The organism is Paraburkholderia sp. SG-MS1 (genome assembly GCF_012275575.1).
In the GTDB taxonomy this organism is placed as follows: domain Bacteria; phylum Pseudomonadota; class Gammaproteobacteria; order Burkholderiales; family Burkholderiaceae; genus Paraburkholderia.
This window is the reverse complement of record NZ_NPIH01000029.1, coordinates 1-17,052: the sequence shown is the minus strand read 5'-3', so window position 1 is coordinate 17,052 and position 17,052 is coordinate 1. Positions and strand designations below refer to the sequence as shown.

16 protein-coding genes and 2 pseudogenes are annotated in these 17,052 nt (G+C 61.7%); 5 read left to right on the top strand and 13 right to left on the bottom strand.

All coding sequences use genetic code 11. The features are described from left to right. Positions 1-15: 15 nt before the first annotated feature. From CIC12_RS02265 to CIC12_RS33745, 4 genes and pseudogenes are all read right to left on the bottom strand, one after another. On the bottom strand, positions 16-630 hold the full coding sequence (locus tag CIC12_RS02265) for a twin-arginine translocation signal domain-containing protein (protein WP_168661766.1): 615 nt from the start codon (positions 628-630) through the stop codon (positions 16-18). Between the two features lie 109 nt (positions 631-739). Further along, positions 740-1,138, bottom strand: a complete 399-nt coding sequence (locus tag CIC12_RS02260; protein WP_168661764.1) for a VOC family protein — start codon at positions 1,136-1,138, stop codon at positions 740-742. A gap of 18 nt (positions 1,139-1,156) precedes the next feature. Then, positions 1,157-1,442 (bottom strand): annotated as a pseudogene (locus tag CIC12_RS02255) (DJ-1/PfpI family protein); the annotation flags it as partial. Positions 1,443-1,509: 67 nt separating this feature from the next. Then, positions 1,510-1,698, bottom strand: a pseudogene (locus CIC12_RS33745) (c-type cytochrome); the annotation flags it as partial. Between the two features lie 415 nt (positions 1,699-2,113). On the opposite strand from CIC12_RS33745, the gene CIC12_RS02245 reads away from it, so the two are divergent. Beyond that, positions 2,114-2,440 carry a hypothetical protein gene (locus tag CIC12_RS02245; protein ID WP_238812316.1) on the top strand — a complete coding sequence of 109 codons (327 nt, stop codon included), beginning with the start codon at positions 2,114-2,116 and terminating at the stop codon, positions 2,438-2,440. 314 nt (positions 2,441-2,754) lie between these two features. Here CIC12_RS02245 and CIC12_RS02240 read toward each other — a convergent pair whose 3' ends face one another. After that, positions 2,755-3,687, bottom strand: a complete 933-nt coding sequence (locus tag CIC12_RS02240; RefSeq protein WP_168661760.1) for an AraC family transcriptional regulator — start codon at positions 3,685-3,687, stop codon at positions 2,755-2,757. Positions 3,688-3,823: 136 nt separating this feature from the next. Here CIC12_RS02240 and CIC12_RS02235 point away from each other — a divergent pair, with 136 nt between their 5' ends. After that, positions 3,824-4,810: an oxidoreductase gene (locus tag CIC12_RS02235; protein ID WP_168661758.1), complete on the top strand. Its 987-nt coding sequence runs from the start codon at positions 3,824-3,826 to the stop codon at positions 4,808-4,810. 76 nt (positions 4,811-4,886) lie between these two features. Here the strand turns inward: CIC12_RS02235 and CIC12_RS02230 are convergent, their stop codons facing one another. Next, positions 4,887-5,516, bottom strand: a complete 630-nt coding sequence (locus CIC12_RS02230; RefSeq protein WP_168661756.1) for a glutathione S-transferase family protein — start codon at positions 5,514-5,516, stop codon at positions 4,887-4,889. A 249-nt stretch (positions 5,517-5,765) separates the two neighbouring features. On the opposite strand from CIC12_RS02230, the gene CIC12_RS02225 reads away from it, so the two are divergent. Then, a complete protein-coding gene (locus tag CIC12_RS02225) occupies positions 5,766-6,881 on the top strand; it encodes an alkene reductase (RefSeq protein ID WP_168661754.1) in 1,116 nt (371 codons plus the stop codon). Positions 6,882-7,088: 207 nt separating this feature from the next. Then, entirely contained in the window at positions 7,089-8,039 is a 951-nt protein-coding gene (locus CIC12_RS02220) for a LysR family transcriptional regulator (RefSeq protein ID WP_168661752.1), read from the top strand. Here CIC12_RS02220 and CIC12_RS02215 read toward each other — a convergent pair. From CIC12_RS02215 to CIC12_RS02185, 7 genes are all read right to left on the bottom strand, one after another. Then, a complete protein-coding gene (locus CIC12_RS02215) occupies positions 8,016-8,732 on the bottom strand; it encodes an SDR family oxidoreductase (RefSeq protein ID WP_168661750.1) in 717 nt (238 codons plus the stop codon). The two genes, CIC12_RS02220 and CIC12_RS02215, sit on opposite strands and share 24 nt — an antisense overlap. Before the next feature lie 66 nt (positions 8,733-8,798). Next, on the bottom strand, positions 8,799-9,470 hold the full coding sequence (locus tag CIC12_RS02210) for a peroxiredoxin-like family protein (RefSeq protein ID WP_168661748.1): 672 nt from the start codon (positions 9,468-9,470) through the stop codon (positions 8,799-8,801). A 49-nt stretch (positions 9,471-9,519) separates the two neighbouring features. After that, on the bottom strand, positions 9,520-10,296 hold the full coding sequence (locus CIC12_RS02205) for an enoyl-CoA hydratase/isomerase family protein (protein ID WP_168661746.1): 777 nt from the start codon (positions 10,294-10,296) through the stop codon (positions 9,520-9,522). A gap of 64 nt (positions 10,297-10,360) precedes the next feature. Then, entirely contained in the window at positions 10,361-10,927 is a 567-nt protein-coding gene (locus tag CIC12_RS02200) for a carboxymuconolactone decarboxylase family protein (protein ID WP_168661744.1), read from the bottom strand. 523 nt (positions 10,928-11,450) lie between these two features. Then, on the bottom strand, positions 11,451-12,590 hold the full coding sequence (locus tag CIC12_RS02195) for an acyl-CoA dehydrogenase family protein (RefSeq protein ID WP_168661742.1): 1,140 nt from the start codon (positions 12,588-12,590) through the stop codon (positions 11,451-11,453). Between the two features lie 12 nt (positions 12,591-12,602). Further along, on the bottom strand, positions 12,603-13,811 hold the full coding sequence (locus tag CIC12_RS02190) for an acyl-CoA dehydrogenase family protein (RefSeq protein ID WP_168661740.1): 1,209 nt from the start codon (positions 13,809-13,811) through the stop codon (positions 12,603-12,605). A gap of 80 nt (positions 13,812-13,891) precedes the next feature. Continuing rightward, complete coding sequence (locus CIC12_RS02185; protein WP_168661738.1) at positions 13,892-16,018, bottom strand: 3-hydroxyacyl-CoA dehydrogenase NAD-binding domain-containing protein; 2,127 nt, start codon at positions 16,016-16,018, stop codon at positions 13,892-13,894. A gap of 142 nt (positions 16,019-16,160) precedes the next feature. Here CIC12_RS02185 and CIC12_RS02180 point away from each other — a divergent pair. Continuing rightward, positions 16,161-17,052, top strand: an 892-nt coding sequence (locus CIC12_RS02180; RefSeq protein ID WP_168661736.1) for a LysR family transcriptional regulator, incomplete at its 3' end; no start/stop codon positions are given.

Here is a 17,052-nt window from a genome sequence, read left to right as displayed (position 1 = left end):
TTTTTTTGCCTGGGATCAGTTGTCGGACGGAATGGGGCCGCTCAGCGGCGCCGGCGGATCGGGCAACCAGGACAGGTTATTGAAGCCCTTGTGGAGATATCCACCGTCTCCCTCGCTTCCTCCGTAGCCAAAGTGGGCATACGCAAGGGGATTGCTGTACAGCGATACCACCGCGGTGGAACGCACCACCTCGAAGAACGGGGAGCCCGCAAGGGCGGCCACGTCCTTGTTCTGTTCCGCTATTGCTCGCTTGGACCAGTCGCCGTCGGCGCGGGCATCGAGTTGCTGGATGCCTTTGGCAAGCGTGGAGCGCAGGCCCTCGTCGGCGGTCGCCTTCTTGTCGAGATCTTTGATGACGAGGGCGTAGACCGCGTCGTCCAGGGACTGATGCGGATAGATACGCTTGACCAGAACGAGCAGAACCTGTCCCTGATGCGCATCCAGGCCCGTCATTTCGAGAGCCCATGCCCGGCTCGGCGCGAGCGTTGCCAGAACGGAGGACACGGCCAGGGTGCCGAACAGCACACCGGTTCCCTTCAGCAACTCGCGGCGAGTCAGCTTGATGCGTTGCACGGTCTCTATCGAACGCTCCGTAGACCCGCTTGCGAGCGGAATCGTCGCTGTTTTCATTGTTTCGTCTCCTTCATGTCTACTCATGCTGAATTGGGGGTGACGTCTCATGTACTGCGATACCGCGAACCCGCACGTGGCGAGCTGAGTTGCCTGTTATGTGGCGGCCTTATTGGTAGTGACCGTGCCGTTCGAGGACTTCGATCTTGTAACCATCGGGATCGAGGATGAAGAAATATCGCGCGAGCAGACTCCCATCCGCCGCGTGAAACTCGCGGAGATCGTTCGGGCTCAGGCCCTGCGCAGTCAGCCGAGCCCGCTCTTTGCCCGCGTCGTCCACCACGACAGCGACGTGGCCATAGCCATCGCCGTGCGTGTAGGGCTCTTGACGCCCCTTGTTCCAGGTGAGCTCGATTTCGGTTTCGCTCTCAGTGTTGCGCAGATATACGAGCGAGAAATCGTCGAAATCGAGCCGGTGGCCGGTCGTCAGGCCGAACGCACTTTCATAGAATGCAAGCGAGCGTTCCAGGTCACGCACGCGGATCATTGTGTGAATCAGTTTTGCCATGCCTGTAGTCTCCACGTATCAGAGGGAAATGCGTGCACCGAGCAGTGCGAGGAATTGTTTGAGCCACTCGCTATGAGCCGGCCATGCGGAGCTGTCACGAACTGACCGTCGGTGACTGCTTCGGTCCAGTCGAGCTCGACATACTCGGCTTGAGCGAGGCGAACCTCGGGCGCGCACGCGGGATAGGCGGAGATCCGCTTGTCGGCGATGACGCCAGCGGCGCTCAGCAACTGCGCACCGTGGCAGTGCCGGCACGGGCGAAATCGCGAATGACGTCTATCACACGCGTGTTGAGCCGCAGGTAGCGGCTTCGCCATCGCTGCCATGGGCGACGCTTCAGTGCCCGTACGCCGGCCGTCCCGATACGCTTTCAGCGCCGCGTCTACATAGGCGGCGTTCTGGCCGCCGATCTTCGGGTAGCGGGGACTCGCAGGCTGCCGTCCATCGGTGCCGTGGCACGACGCGCATGTCGTAAATCGGTTCTGTCCAGCGGTGATGTCAGTCGTCGCATCGCTTGTCGCATGTGCAGACGTCGCGACCGCCACGGCCAAGCCGACCATACAAATCCGAAGGGCGCCGGAAAACACGGTGGTGAGAGCGTGTCGTTGCTTCATCCTTGCGTTATCCGCACGCGTGCGTCGTGGGCGGCGGGCCATTGCGACCGGTTGCCCTTGGCGAAACAAGCTGAAATCATGGGATTGCCTCCGGTCTTGCTTCTTGTTTTTGACTAACACTCACCAAGTGTATGGACCAGGCGGATCAGAGTGGTAATAGCGGGCTAAAACGGCATCCCAGGATTTCCACTATGTACCCGGAACGTCGACCGCCAGTGAAGACTATGTGGTTCTTGTGACGCCGCCTTTCATGGCTCTGATGTGATGGACGACTCCCACTCTAGTCCTCTCGACCCTGCGGGATCGCCTTGTCCAGCTTGTTGTTGACAGCAAAGACCGTTCGCCGCCCGAAGACTGGCTAGTGAAGTCCCTATCCATGGCGTCGGCGAAAGTTTGGATCTCGGAGACAACGGCCGCCAGGAGAAAAATTATCCGTGCCGGAGGTTCGCTTCTCGTTGAAAACGATTTGCAAAATGATTGGCTCGATTTCGCACGAGCTCTTAAAAGAGGAGACACCGACAACGAGGACTACGACCGTTACTCGGCGGCACTCCAAGGCGTGGAATGTCCGATCGCGGACCAGTTGCTGATCCAAGGTGGATGGCTCACCGACGAGGGGCTATACGAGTACGTAACCCCCGACAAGCGTGACCGTGATTGTCAATTGTTCATGTCTGGGTACACCTGACGTAGCTCGACGGCATGCGATGCACGGCAAGGAAGCGAGGACGGGGGCAGAAGGCCGCCTGCCTCGATGCGCAATAACGGTTCGTTCGCGAACACCGGCCATTCGACTCAACCGAGTCGAGTGGCTGACAAGAGTCGCGTGTGGCCGATCGCAACCCGACGACGTTCAGGGGTTGCATGCCAAGTCAATGAGACGTCCTGCGGCCATGACCCGACATTCCTGTCAATGTTGCGAATCTTTATCGTACGTCTCCTCTTCTGGCAACAGCGGTCGTCGACTCAAGCGAAAATTTGGTTGATCCGGCAGCCCTGTCGTCAGTCAAAGGGATTCGCATCCGCCAGTCCGCGCTGTCGCGCACGATATTCCTTTGGCGAGAACGTCATCACCCGTTTGAAGGCGCTACTGAACGCACTGTCCGAGTCGTAACCGAGCGTCTGCGCAATCGAAGATATCGTTCCGTCACGCATGCGCAACTCTCTGCAGGCGAGGTGTATGCGCCAACGCGTCACGTAGTCGAGCGGACTGTGACCGACTTTCTTGCGGAAATGGTAGGCAAAAGTCGAACGCGAGACAACTGCGAGCGCGGCCAGTTCGGCCACGGTCCATCGACATGCAGGCTCAGCATGAATCGCTTCAATGACAGCATTGATTCGTGAATCAGTTAGCGCGAACAACCATCCGACTGCGCTGTCCCGGGCGGTGGCGGCATGAAGTCGAAGCACTTGAATCAGCATCATATGCCCGAGGTTTCGAGCCATCAGGGACGACCCTGACATCGGACACGTGAGTTCATGAGCGAGGCGTTGCAATGCCCATTGCAATACCGAAGCCGAGTCAGATGTGCCATTGATAACGACGACAGGCGGCAGTATTTCGAGTAACCGCTTCACTTCATCCGTGAATGAGAAGGCGCCGCCGATCAGGAACACGTCCTCATCGGCGCCGTATCGTGCCACGCCTGCTGTGGCGGTCCGGAACACATCGGCTGCGTCGGCCCGTTCGAGGGTGAGATCGCTGGCAAGTGCAAATCGGAGGGGTTGAGTCAACAGGAAGCAATCACCGGCCCGCAGATGCAGAGGGTCGGCGACGCCGTCGACCGAAAGGAAACAGGCACCCTCCACGATCGCGTTGAACTTCATGCCTTCCGGTGGAGGAAAGGATATCGCCCACTGACCACCGGTCTTCAGGCCAGCGAAATGGGCACCGCGCATACTCGAAAGCGCGAGGACGTCAGATAAAGGATCCATATGTCGAATTGGACGATCGCGATAGAAAACCGGATGCCAGTGTATTCCACGTCTGGGTTCGATCTCTGAGAATACGTCAAAGGGCTGCGGTCTGGTTAGGCCAGCAGGCGAACAGCAATTGACAAGGGATCACAAGATGACCAGTAACCAGATACCGCTTCGCACGGGTTTCAACGCAACGACAACGGCTGCAGCAGTGCTCGGCGCACACGATCTGTCAGGCATGACAGCCGTCATTACTGGCGGCTATTCGGGCCTCGGTCTCGAGGCTGCCCGGGTTCTCGCAGGTGCAGGGGCGTCAGTGGTCGTGCCCGCGCGCGATGTCGCGCGAGCGGCAGCGGCTGTACGCGGCATTAAACGGATCGAGCTTGCCGAGCTTGACCTGATGGACGCCGCGTCTATCGACGCATTCGCAGAAGGCTTTCTCGCGTCAGGGAGACCTCTGCATATGCTGTTGAACAGTGCGGGAATCATGGCTGCGCCACTACGGCGCGATAGCCGTGGTTATGAATCGCAGTTCTCGACGAACCATCTGGGCCATTTCCAGTTGACAGCCCGTTTGTGGCCTGCTTTGCTTCGTGCAAACGGAGCCCGCGTGGTCTCGGTATCGTCGCTGGGGCATCGTTTGTCTGCCGTCGATTTCGACGATCCCAACTTCGAACGCCGCCCCTACGACAAGTGGATCGCATACGGCCAGTCGAAAACGGCCAATGCGCTGTTTGCCGTCGGCGTGGACCGGTTGGGTAAAGCGGAGAACATTCGCGCATTCAGTCTCCACCCCGGCTCGATCTTCACGCCGCTCTCACGTCATCTGGATATCGAAGACTATCGCCGTGTCGGTGCGGCCGACGCCGAGGGTAATCTCCTATCGACCGAGCAGGCCGGCTTCAAGACCGTAGAGCAGGGTGCCGCAACGCTCGTGTGGTGCGCCGTCAGCCATCAGCTCGACGGCATGGGCGGAGTTTATTGCGAGGACTGCGATATCGCGCCTCTGGCAATGTCTGAAAGCGACAAAGGCGGCGTGCGCTCCTGGGCGGTCGACCCGGAACTGGCCCTTCACTTATGGACGGTGAGCGAACAGTTGACCGGCACACATTTCCCGGCCGGCCAATACGCTTGCTAGATATCGCGCGTCGCACTGCTCGCATCCTGCCTTATTGCACTCTCGTAGCCATGAGGTGGGGCGGCGACCTGTCCACTCAACTGTTCTCGCTTGCTAGCAGTTCGAGCTTCCCGATTGCCCTCGCTACTGCCGGCCGCGCAAGTACCGCGTCGTACCAGCGTTGAACATTGGGTGTGTCGTCCAGCGTCAGATTCGCAAAGGCACGCCTCCAGATCCACCCAAAGTGCGCGATATCCGCGACGGAGTATTCATCGCCCGCGACGAACGGCTGCGCGCTCAGGATAGCGTCGAGCAGTTTCAGCTGACGGTTCGCTTCGCCAGAGAATCGTTCGATCGCATGCGGCATGACCTCCGGTGCAAATTTAAGGAAATAACCGGCTTGTCCGAACGCGGGACTCAGCCCCGAAGCATGCACAAACAGCTGTTCAAATGTCCGAGCGCGATGCACGGGGTCCTGCGAAAGTAGCTGACCATGCTTTTCGGCGAGATAAAGCAGGATGGCCGCAGACTCGGTCAACGTGAATTCGCGGTCGTCTGTAGTCAGCACCGGGACCTTTCCGTTAGCATTCAATGCGAGAAATACATCGCTCTTCTGCTCACCCTTTCGAACGTTGACTGCATGCAGCGTGTAGTCGATGCCGAGTTCTTCGAGTGCGATGGGCACCTTGACGGAATTGGGCGTAGCGAATGCATAAACGTGATACATGGCGTGTGATCCTTTGAGAGAGATGTCGGTTTGGCGTGCGAGTAACTTTGCGCGACGTTCGATCTCCAGTGAAGTCCGGCCGGAGCGATAAGCGCTATTCCTGCGAGGAATGGCCTGATTAAACTCGACGCTTCCACTCACCGACTATTCCACCCGGGAATGACAGCTATCGCCCAGCGCTGTCTTCTACAGATTCGCGCTTGCCCTGAAGATCCTGAGGTGTCTCTCCTCTTTCTCAGGTAACGCGCAATGAACTCACTCTTTACCCAGACCCACGTCGGTCCTTATGCAATCAGTCACCGCGTCGTCATGGCGCCGCTGACAAGGATGCGCACCAACGCACACAACGTTCCCGGCGATCTGATGGTCGACTATTACGCGCAGCGCGCGTCGTCGGGCGGTTTGCTGATTTCCGACGCGACCTCGGTGTCTCCACTCGGCTTCGCCTATGTGGGCGCACCGGGTCTATACACGGAGGCACAGGCGTTCGGCTGGCGACGCGTCACCGACGCGGTCCACGCAAAAGGCGGGCGTATTTTCCTGCAACTGTGGCATGCGGGACGACAGGCGCACCCCGCCAACATCGGCGGAGAGATGCCGGTCGCGCCTTCTGCCGTGCGCGCCTATGAACACTCGGCAATTCATGGCCAGAACGGCCAGGTTATCGAAGTCGAACAGGTGCTCCCGCGTGCTCTTGCAATCGAAGAGATTCCCGGTGTGATCGAAGAATTCCGTCACGCTGCGGCGCTTGCGAAACAAGCTGGTTTCGATGGTGTCGAGTTGCATGCCGCCAATGGCTATCTGCCCGATCAGTTTCTGCAGGATGGATCGAATCACCGTACGGATGCATACGGCGGTTCGCTCGAGAACCGCGCGCGCTTCCTGTTCGAGGTGCTCGATGCAATCGGTTCGGTATGGCCTGCCAGTCAGATCGCAGTTCGTCTTTCGCCTGGCAGTTCGTACGGCACGATGTCCGATAGCGATCCGCATGCCACGTTCAGCTACGTCGCGCGTCGCTTAAATGGTTATGGCCTGGCGTATCTGCATGTTGTCGAGCCGCGCGTGCGCGGCAACGATGACATCGACGCTGCGGCCTCGGCGATTTCGGCGAAAGACCTGCGACGCGTGTTCAAAGGTACGATCATCGCGGCGGGCGGCTTTACCGCCGAGAGCGCGCATCGAATCATCGAAGCAGGCGACGCCGATCTCGTCGCATTCGGGCGCCTGTTCATCTCCAATCCGGATCTGCCCGAACGATTGCACGTCGGCGCACCGCTAGCCCATTACGACCGGTCGACGTTCTATGGGGGCGATTCACGCGGCTACACCGACTACGCATTCCACCGCACGGCCGCGGTTACCTGAAACGGAAGCGATCATCGTCACCGGCCCGCCGCAGGATCACGTGCGGCGGGGCGGTTTTGTTTCCGCCGATCAAGCTTGCGACCCGAACGGCAAAGACCGATCCGACAGCCGCCATTTCATCATTTGGATTCTGTCGCGATAGACTCCCGCCTGAAAACATCCCATCGACGATATGGACTTCACCGTCCGTCAAGGAGAAGCATCAGCATGGACCGGATGGCAGCAATGGAAACCTATGTCAGTGTGGTGGAAGCGGGCTCGTTCTCGGCGGCGGCCAAGCGGCTCAAACTCGGGCAACCGGCGGTATCGAAGTCGATCGCACAACTCGAGGAGCGCCTCGGCGTGCGGCTGCTGCTGCGCTCCACACGCGGCCTGACACCAACCGATGCCGGTCAGCGGTTCTACGAGCACGCGAGACGCGCCATCGAAGAAGTGGATCTTGCAGAGCATGTCGCGCGCGATGCGTCTACCGGGCTATCCGGCGTGTTGCGCATCAGTGCCGCGGTGACCTTCGCGCGTCTGCATATCCTGCCGGCGCTCAGGACGTTTCTTGATCGGCACCCTAACCTGCAGATCGATATCGTGCTGGACGATCGCACCATCGATCTGCTCGAAAAGGGTGTCGACGTGGCGCTGCGTATGGGTTCGCTCGACGATTCGACCATGACCGCACGACGTATTGCGCAAAGCCGGCGGCTGGTTGTCGGTACGCCCGCGTATCTCGCCGAAGCGGGCGTGCCGAAGACGCCTGCGGACCTCAGCCAGCATCAGGTGATCGTGTATTCGTTGCGGGGCGGCGGTGAGTCGTGGGCATTCAGCCAGCACGGCAAGGAAGTGGCCGTGGTGGTGTCCGGGCGCGTTAGCGTGAGTGCCGCCGAGGGGATGCGTACGACGGTACTCGGTGGCCTGGGCCTTGCGATCGCGTCGGAATGGATGTTTTCTCCCGAACTCGCTGACGGTTCGGTTCAATCAGTACTGACCGACTGGGAGTTACCCTCGATCGACCTATGGGCGGTTTTCCCGGCTGGACGCCTGGTGAGCGCGAAGGCGCGCGCTTTCGTCGCTTTCGTGGAAGAGATACTCGGTGCCGCTGGCAGCGGCGCCGGCACCGGCATCGGCATCGGCGGCACGCTCTCAGAAAGCGAGCTTGCCGATTGACGCTCCGCCGTCGACGTAAAGCGTCTGACCGGTCATGAAACCGGCCGCGTCAGAAAGCAGAAATTCAATCGTCGCGGCAATTTCGTGAGGCTGGCCGAAGCGACCCATAGGTACTGCGGACAGATAGCGCTTCTCACCGTCGCTTCCCGGCGGATTGTTCGCCCGAAACAGCACGGTCTCAGTCGGACCGGGCGCGACAGCATTGACCGTAATGCCCGTGCCGGCCAACTCCAGCGCCCATGAGCGCGCGAAACTCACGAGCGCCGCCTTGGCTGCGGCATAGGCCGTGCGCTGTGTCATGCCGAGAATCGTCAGGCTGGAAATGTTGACGATCCGCCCCCAGCCGCGTGCCCGCATACCGGCAAGCAGCGCCTGCACGATCTGCACCGCCGGATGAAGATTCAGCGCGAGGACATCGTCGAGATCGTCGAGCACGACTTCACCGAGAGCTTGCGGCCGCACCAGTGCAACATTGTTGACCACGCCGTCAAACGAATGACGGCGGACCAGATCTTCAAGTACCGCGCCCGTTGCGGCGCGGTCGGCCAGATCGACGCGGACCAGTTCACCTGGGAAATCGCTTGCGTCGCGCGCGAGGCCGACGACATGATGGCCGTCGGCGATTAACCGTTCCGTCAGCGCGAGGCCGATGCCTTTGGTCGCGCCGGTGACGAGGAATGTACGCTGTGTCATCGAAAGTTCTCTGAAAATTGGAAAGCCGCACCGGGTTGTCGGGCGCGGCATGGTGACCGGCGAAGCTCAGGCTTTCGCCGTAGCCTTTTCCAGAACAGGCAACATGTCCGACGGATCGGGGCGGCGCGTGTAATCGGGATTGACCTCGGAATACAGCACGATCCCATCCTGTCCGATGACGTAGCGCGCCGGCATCGGCAAGGTCCAGCTAGGGTCGTTGTTGAACGCCGGCAGATCGTTCTTCAGATTCTTGTACAGGTCGACCAGGTAGTCGGGCAACGCGAAGCGCAGTCCGAAGTCGGCACCTGTCTGACCGTTCACGTCGCTCAGCACCGGGAAGCCGAGTTCGTTGGTGCGCACAGATTTTCGGCTATTGACCGGCGTCTGCGGCGAGATCGCCACGACGTTCGCGCCGTAGGCCTGAATCTGCGGCAGCACTTCGTTGATCGCCTGCAATTCGATATTGCAGTATGGGCACCAAACGCCGCGATAGAAGGTCACCACCAGCGGGCCTTTAACGAGCAGCGCCGCGGAAGAGACCGCGTTGCCATCCTGATCTTTCAGGTTGAAGTGCGGCGCGCGATCGCCGGCCTTGATCGCGCGGCCAGCCTGCCCGCTTGCAATCAGTTCGGCAGTCGCGCGCTCCATCACCGGGTGAATTTCCGGCGGTGCGTTGAATGGCGGCTTGCCAGCTTTGAAGTCGGCCCGGAATGCGTCGAGTTTATCCTGCAGTGACATGAGTGTTCTCCGTTGAGAAAGGGAATATGGAATAGAAGAGTCAGTTAATTCAGGCCGCGTTTTGCGCTGCGGCCACGTGCGCCACTTCGGCAGCGGTAATACCTTCGAGCGCCAGACCGTAACCAATGCCTTCGTCGATCACGCGACGCAGCCGCTGAGTCAGGCCGATGCGGGTGTATTTGGTGGTGAGCGGTGGCTGTTTCGCAATGGTCGCCGCGATGGCATGCGCACGACCCAGCAGCTGATCCGCCGGAACGATCTCATTGACGACACCCAGCGACTTCGCCTCGGCGGCATCGAGCCTTTGCTGTGTGAGCACGAAGTACCGGCCGCGGATGCTGCCGATCATTTCCGGCCAGAGCAAATGAACGCCATCGTTGGGAGCGATGCCGAATGCGGCGTGCGGCATGTCCTGGAACACCGTCTCGGGCGTGGCCACCACGATGTCGCACAGCAGAACGTATTCGGAATGCAGCAGTACCGGACCGTTCAGTGCTGCAATCATCGGCACTTCGATGTCCAGGATGTTCATCAGGATCTTGCGCCCCTCCCGAAAGATCTTGTCGTATCCACGCGGCGTGAAGAAATCAAAACCTTCCGGCGACATCGCGTCCATGAACGCGTCGCCACTGCCGGTCAGGATGACCACCCGGTTATCCGGGTCTTCGCCAATCTGGTGGAACATATCGGTGAACTGTTCATGAGTATGGCCGTTGAAGACGAGCTTCGCGCCGTCGGTATGGAACCGGACTTCGAGCACGCCGTCCGGCGTGCGTGTCAGTCTGGCGTTGGAGTAGGCGTCGTTGTAACGGTCGAACGTCGACATTGCAGTGCCTCGGTGAGTATCGGTATGAGAATAGACGGGAGCCACGAGAGCGCCCAAAGATGGCTTATGCAGCGACCGCGACCGGCTTGGCCCACTCGTTACCGGCCATGAAGCCGTCGAGTTCGGTGTGGACGATATGGTTGGTGTAGTTGCTCATCACCTTGGTCGCCACGCCGAGAATCACTTCGAGGACGTTCTGACGGGTGTAGCCAGCGGCAAGGAACGCGTCGACGTCGGCGTCCGGAACGAAGCCCCGTTCACGCACGACGAGCGTCGTAAAGCGATGCAGCGCTTCGAGCTTTGCATCCGGCAGCGGCGTGCCAGCGCGCAGCGCAGCGATCACGCCTGCGTCCATCTTGATCATCTTGGCCAGCGTGCTGTGACCAGCCATGCAGTAGTGGCAGTTGTTCTCGAAGTTCGAAGTCAGGTAGACGACCTGCTGTTCGTGCGGCGTCAGCGTGCTCTTCGAAAACAGGTCCCAAAGTGCCGAGTAACCGGCCAGCAAAGCGGGCGATTCCGCCATATGAGCCTGCAGGTTGGGGACGAAGCCAAAGGCGCGCTTCGTGTCTTCGAGGCTGGCTTTCGATGCGGCCGGTGCGTTATCGATCGTGTAGGTTTGAAAGGTGCTCATCGTGTTGCTCCTGTTGGTTGACGGTGAGCAAATGATGAAGGTCGGCGTCTCTTCGAAGAAGGCAGGCGCCGTCGATAACAGTCATTCCTGGCAGGCATAAAGCGAGGAGCGCGCCCATTCACTGCGTGCGCAAGGTGACGCGGATCGCTAAAACGGTCGGTGCCGGGACGCCGGATTGGTGGACCGAACCGAACGCGGCAACGCGTGGCTGCGTTGCTATTCCTGTAAAGGCGTCTTCAGGCAGGATTTTCGCGAGGACGACGCGATTCGCGCCCATAACGAATCGCCTTACTAGTGAACCTCTGTTAGGCTAGCGCATTGCCCCACAACCCGCATCCACATGGGTCTGTGTAGCAGCGCCAGAGCCTTATTTGGCGGGGCTTTGACGAGGTTCAAATCCTCTCGCCCCGACCAAAGAAATCAAGGCCTCTCAAGCACTGCTTGTGAGGCCTTTTGTATGCGTCGTTAGAAAAAAGCCGCGGATGCCGCGGCCCCTGACGCATCCCTCACACGAACACGACCCTCACCCCGCCCCCAGCGCGACAAACCGTTCAAGATGATGATCCTCATCCCCAAGCTGATGATCGATCATCACAAGGCGTTTCGCATAGTGAGCGAGCGGCAGTTCCCACGTCATACCGATGCCGCCATGAAGCTGAATGCATTCCTCGGCGACTAGCGCGCCGATCCAGCCGATGCTGTACTTCGCCGCCGATAGCGCACGCTCACGCACCCGGCGCTCGCCATCAAGTGCGGCGGCCGCATTGATCACCGCCGAGCGCGCCTGTTCAATTTCGAGCAACAGATCGGCCATCCGATGCTGCAACGCCTGGAAGCTGCCGATCGGCACGCCGAACTGCTTGCGCGTGCGCAGGTAGTCGAGCGTGTGGTCCTTCGCGACATCCATTGCGCCGACCGCTTCCGAGCACAACGCGAGCACGCCGCAGCCGATCGCGTATTCGAGCGTCGCGAAGCCTTCACCGGCCACGCCGAGGACCGCATCGTCGCCGAGCGTGACGTCGTCGAACATGACTTCCGCCGCGCGCCCGCCATCGATCTTGCGATAGCCGCGCACGCTGACGCCTGCCGCGTCGCGCGGCACCAGAAAGAGCGTGATGCCGTCTTCCGCATCGTCGGCAGCGCTCGTGCGTGCCGATACGAGAAACACGGAAGCGTGCTCGCCATGCTGCACTACGGCTTTTGCGCCGCTCAATCGCCAGGCGCCGGGGCCATCGCCGCCGCGCTGCGCGCGCGTCGTCACACGGGCCAACTCGTAGTGAGAATCCGGTTCGCCGTGCGCCAGCGCGACGATCCGCGAGCCGTCGATCAACTCGCCGAGCAAGCCTTTCTGCGCATCGTTGCCGCTCTTCGCGACGGCCCGGCCGACGATCAGCGTATCGAGAAACGGCTCGACCACGAGGCCCCGGCCGAGGCTCTCGAACACGACGGCGATGTCGAAGCCGCCGCCGCCGTAACCGCCGTTCGCTTCATCGAACAGCGCGCCGATCATGCCGAGTTCCGCAAAGCGGCCCCACAGCGCCGTGCTGAAACCTTGCGCCGAGCGCGCGATCCGATCGCGCGTCTCAAAGCCGTATTGTTCGCTGACGAAACGGTTCAACGTATCCGCCAGCATGCGGCGGTCTTCGGTGTGCTGGAAGTTCATGACGTGCGCCTCTTACAGTCCCAGGATCATTTTGGAAATGATGTTCTTCTGGATTTCATTCGAACCGCCGAAAATCGACAGCTTGCGATTGTTGAAGTAAAGCGAAGCGGCGCTCGCAGCTTCGTCGGGGCCGACCGGCACGCCGTCGAACCCGTCATGCAGCGCTTCCTCGACGAACGGCTGTGCGTACGCGCCCATCGCGCGACGCGTGAGCGACGAGATTTCCTGACGGATCTCGGTGCCGCGAATCTTCAGCATCGAACTTTCGGCGCCGGGCACGCCGCCGCCCGCCACCGCCGCGATTACGCGCAGGTTGGTGGTCTTCATGTTCTCCAGATCGATCTCGACGCGCGCCATGCGCGCCGCGAACGCGGGATCTCGCGCCAGAGGTTTGCCGTTGCGCAGCTGCTTCGCGGCAATCGTGCGCAGCCGGTTGAATGCGGCCACCGAGAAGCCGACGCCCGCGATATTCGTGCGCTCGTAGGTGAGCAGATACTTCGCGTAAGTCCAGCCCTTGTTCTCTTCACCGACGAGGTTTGAAACGGGCACGCGCACGTCGGTGAAAAACACTTCGTTGACTTCGTGCTCGCCGTCGAGCGTGATGATCGGGCGCACTTCGACGCCCGGCGTGTTCATGTCGATCAGCAGGAAGCTGATGCCCTCCTGTTTGCGCACGTCGGTTGCTGTGCGCACGAGGCAAAAAATCATGGTCGCGTAATGGCCGAGCGTGGTCCACGTCTTTTGGCCGTTGACGATGTAGTGCTCGCCTTGCGCGTCCGTGCCGCGTACCGCCGTGGTCTTCACCGACGCGAGATCCGAGCCCGCGCCCGGCTCCGAGTAGCCTTGGCACCACCAGTCGGAGCCATCGAGAATGCGCGGCAGCCAGTGTTGCTTCTGCGCTAGGCTGCCGTATCTGATCAGCACCGGTCCGAGCATATTGACGCCGAACGGCACCACGCGCGGCGCGCCGGCCAGCGCGCATTCGTTTTCGAAGATGAACTTCTGCACTGCGTTCCAGCCGGGGCCGCCGTATTCCTTCGGCCAGTGATTGGCCAGCCAGCCTTGTGCATGCAGGATCGCGTGCCATTCGGCCATGTCGTCGCGCGTGAGGCGGCGCCCGCCGTGCACCTTGTCGGCGAGGCGTTGCGGAAGACGGTCGCGCAGGAAGGCCTGCACTTCGGCGCGGAAAGCTTCTTCTTCAGGGGTGAAGTTCAGGTCCATGGTGGGTTGTTCCGTAGAGAGTGAGCGGGCCGGCGCGACGAGTATGGCATCGGCCCGCCGGCATCGAATGACAGGCCGGCTCAGGCCGGCTGATTCAGGCTCGCGAAATCGGCGCCGCGTTGCACGAGGTCGATCAGAAGCGGTGATGCTCGCCAGAACAGCGGGTCTTCTTTAGCAAACTCGCGGATGTCGGCGAGAATTGTCGGCAGGCCGACCATGTCCGCGTATTTCATCGGACCACCGCGATAGCGCGGAAAACCGTAGCCGTACAGCAAGGTCACGTCGACATCCAGAGGCCGCAGCGCGATGCCTTCGTGTACGACGTTGGCGCCTTCGTTGATCATCGCGGCCATGTAGCGGCGCACGATCTCCTCGTCGGAGAAGGTGCGCGGCGTGATGCCGGCGCGCACGCGCTCGGCGTCGATGATCGCTTCGACTTCCGGATCGGGCGTGCCGCTGCGCGATCCTTCGGAATACAGATAAAAGCCACGCCCGGTCTTCTGACCGAACCAGCCGCGCTCGCACAGGCGGTCGGCGATCTGCACGTAGCGCGCGGCGGGGTTGCGAGTGGCCGCGCGCCGCTTGCGCGTGGCCCAGCCGATGTCGCCGCCCGCGAGGTCGACCACCTGAAACGGGCCCATCGGAAAGCCGAACGCGCGCACCGCGGCGTCGATCTGATACGGCGACGCGCCGTCTTCCATCATCGCGTCGGCGGCGCTGCGATACACGGCGAGCAAGCGGTTGCCGATGAAGCCATCGCACACCCCCGCGCGCACCGGCGTCTTGCGCAGCTTCTTCGCGAGCTCGAACGCCGTGGCGACCACGTCGGCGCTGACCGGCTTCGGCACCACCACTTCCAGCAGCTTCATGATGTTGGCGGGCGAGAAGAAGTGCAGGCCGATGACGTCCGCGGGACGCGAGATGCTGGCCGCGAGCGCGTCGATGTCGAGATACGACGTGTTGGTCGCGAGCACCGCGCCCGCTTTGCACACGCGGTCGAGTTCAGCAAATACGGCCTGCTTCACGGCGGGGTCTTCAAACACGGCTTCGATCACGAGGTCGGCCGCGGCGAGGGCGTCGTATGACGTGCTGCCGCTCCAGCGGGTCATGATGTCGGCTTTCTTCTCCGCGCTCAGACGGCCCCTGGCGATCAGGCCGTCGTAGACTTTTTCGATGTGCGCACGACCGCGTGCGAGCGACGCATCATCGCGTTCGATCATCGTCACCGGCAGACCGGCGTCGAGCACCGCGACCGCGATGCCCGCGCCCATCGTGCCGCCGCCCACCACGCCGATCGCATCGAGCGCGCGCGCTTTCGCGTCGCGCGTCTCGGGCGCCTTCAGCACTTCGCGCTCGGCAAAGAATGCGTGAATCAGGCCGGCGCGCTGCGGGCTGTCGATACATTGCAGGAACAGTTTGCGTTCGAGCCGCAGTCCGTCGTCGAAAGGCTGTTCGATCGCGGCCTCGACTGCCTCGACGATCTTCAGCGGCGAGAACAGGCCGCGCGACTTCTTCGCGGTTTCCGCGCGCGCCGTGGCGACGGTGGCGAGGCTCGCGGCGCGATCGGCGAGTGCGGCGGCGTCGCGCGTGCGGCGCACCGAGGCGCGTGCGGCCAGTAGTTCGTGCGTGTACGCGAGCCCTTCGGCGAGGATGTCGCCGCTGCGGCCAACCCGGTCGACGAGCCCCATGGCGAGCGCTTCCTTCGCGTCGGTATGCCGGCCGCTGAGGATCAGATCGAGCGCGGCGGCTGCGCCGATCAGGCGCGGTGTGCGCTGCGTGCCGCCCGCGCCCGGCAGCAGGCCGAGCTGGACTTCGGGCAGGCCGAGCTTCGCGCCGTCCACCGCGATCCGGTAGTGCGCGGCGAGCGCCACTTCGAGTCCGCCGCCGAGCGCCGCGCCATGAATCGCGGCGACGACCGGCTTCGTGCACGCTTCGATGCGGTTGCACACGTCCGGCAGTGCCGGCGGCACCGGCGGCTTGCCGAACTCGCGAATATCCGCTCCGGCGATGAAGTTGCGCCCCGCGCCGACAATCAACACGGCTTCAATGGACGCGTCGGCGTCGGCGGCTTCGATCGCGGCGAGCAGGCCGCGCCGCACGTCGGCAGACAGCGCGTTGACCGGCGCGTGGTCGATGGTCACGAGCAGCACCTTGCCGCGCAATTCGTGCGTAACGAGGGCGGCGTCGGCTGAAGGGTCGAGGGTCATGATGTCGTCTCCTGACTGTGAGCGAGGCATTCGAGGCATGCCGGGTCTAGCGCATTGTCCCGATTGTGGAGCGGTCAAGGTTCATTGACAATCACATGCCCGGTTGACAGACTGTCAAAATATCTTTGACAAAGGCGCCGCCATGGACGTCAACGCCCTGACCTTGCTGGTGGACATTCTCGATGCCGGCAACCTCAGCGAAGCCGCGCGCCGGCTCAAAATGAGCCGCGCGAACGTGAGTTATCACCTGAATCAACTGGAGCGCTCGATCGGGCTGCAACTCGTCAGACGCACCACGCGCCGGGTCGAGCCGACTGAAATCGGGCTACAGCTGTACGAACATGGCCGCACGATTCAGAACGCGCTGCTCGCCGCGCGCGAGTCGGTCGCAACGCTCGGGCAGAGCCTGCAGGGGCGCGTGCGGCTCAGCGTGCCGAGCGGCTACGGTCAGCTCGTGATGTCCGACTGGCTGATCGCGTTCAAGCGGCTTTATCCGGGCATCGTGCTCGACGTGATGTTCGAGAACCGCGTCGAGGACCTGATGCGCGACGAAGTCGATATCGCGGTGCGGGTCATGTCCGAGCCGCCCCAAAATCTGGTCGCGCGCGACATGGGGCCGGTGAGCTATGTCGCGTGCGCGTCGCCGGCGTTTGCGCAAACGCACGGTATGCCCGCGAAGCTGGACGATCTGCGCACTGCGCCGCTCATCACAGCGGCCGTGGTTGGCCGGCAATTGCGCGTCGCCGCCTATCTGCGCGACGAGCGGCATGAGGTGCTGCTGGAGCCGGCTATCATCTCCGAGAACTTTTTGTTCCTGCGTCAGGCGGTGCTCGCGGGTCTGGGCGTGGGACTCGTGCCCGACTATGTGGTGCAGGACGATCTGAAACGCGGCGACGTGGTGACCGCGCTGGACGAGTGGCGCCTGAGCATCTTCGGCACGCACATGTACATGCTCTATATGCCGAACCGGCATCACACGCGCGCTGCCGCGACTTTTATCGAGTATGTTTTGCAGCAGGCGCGTGGGACGGGAC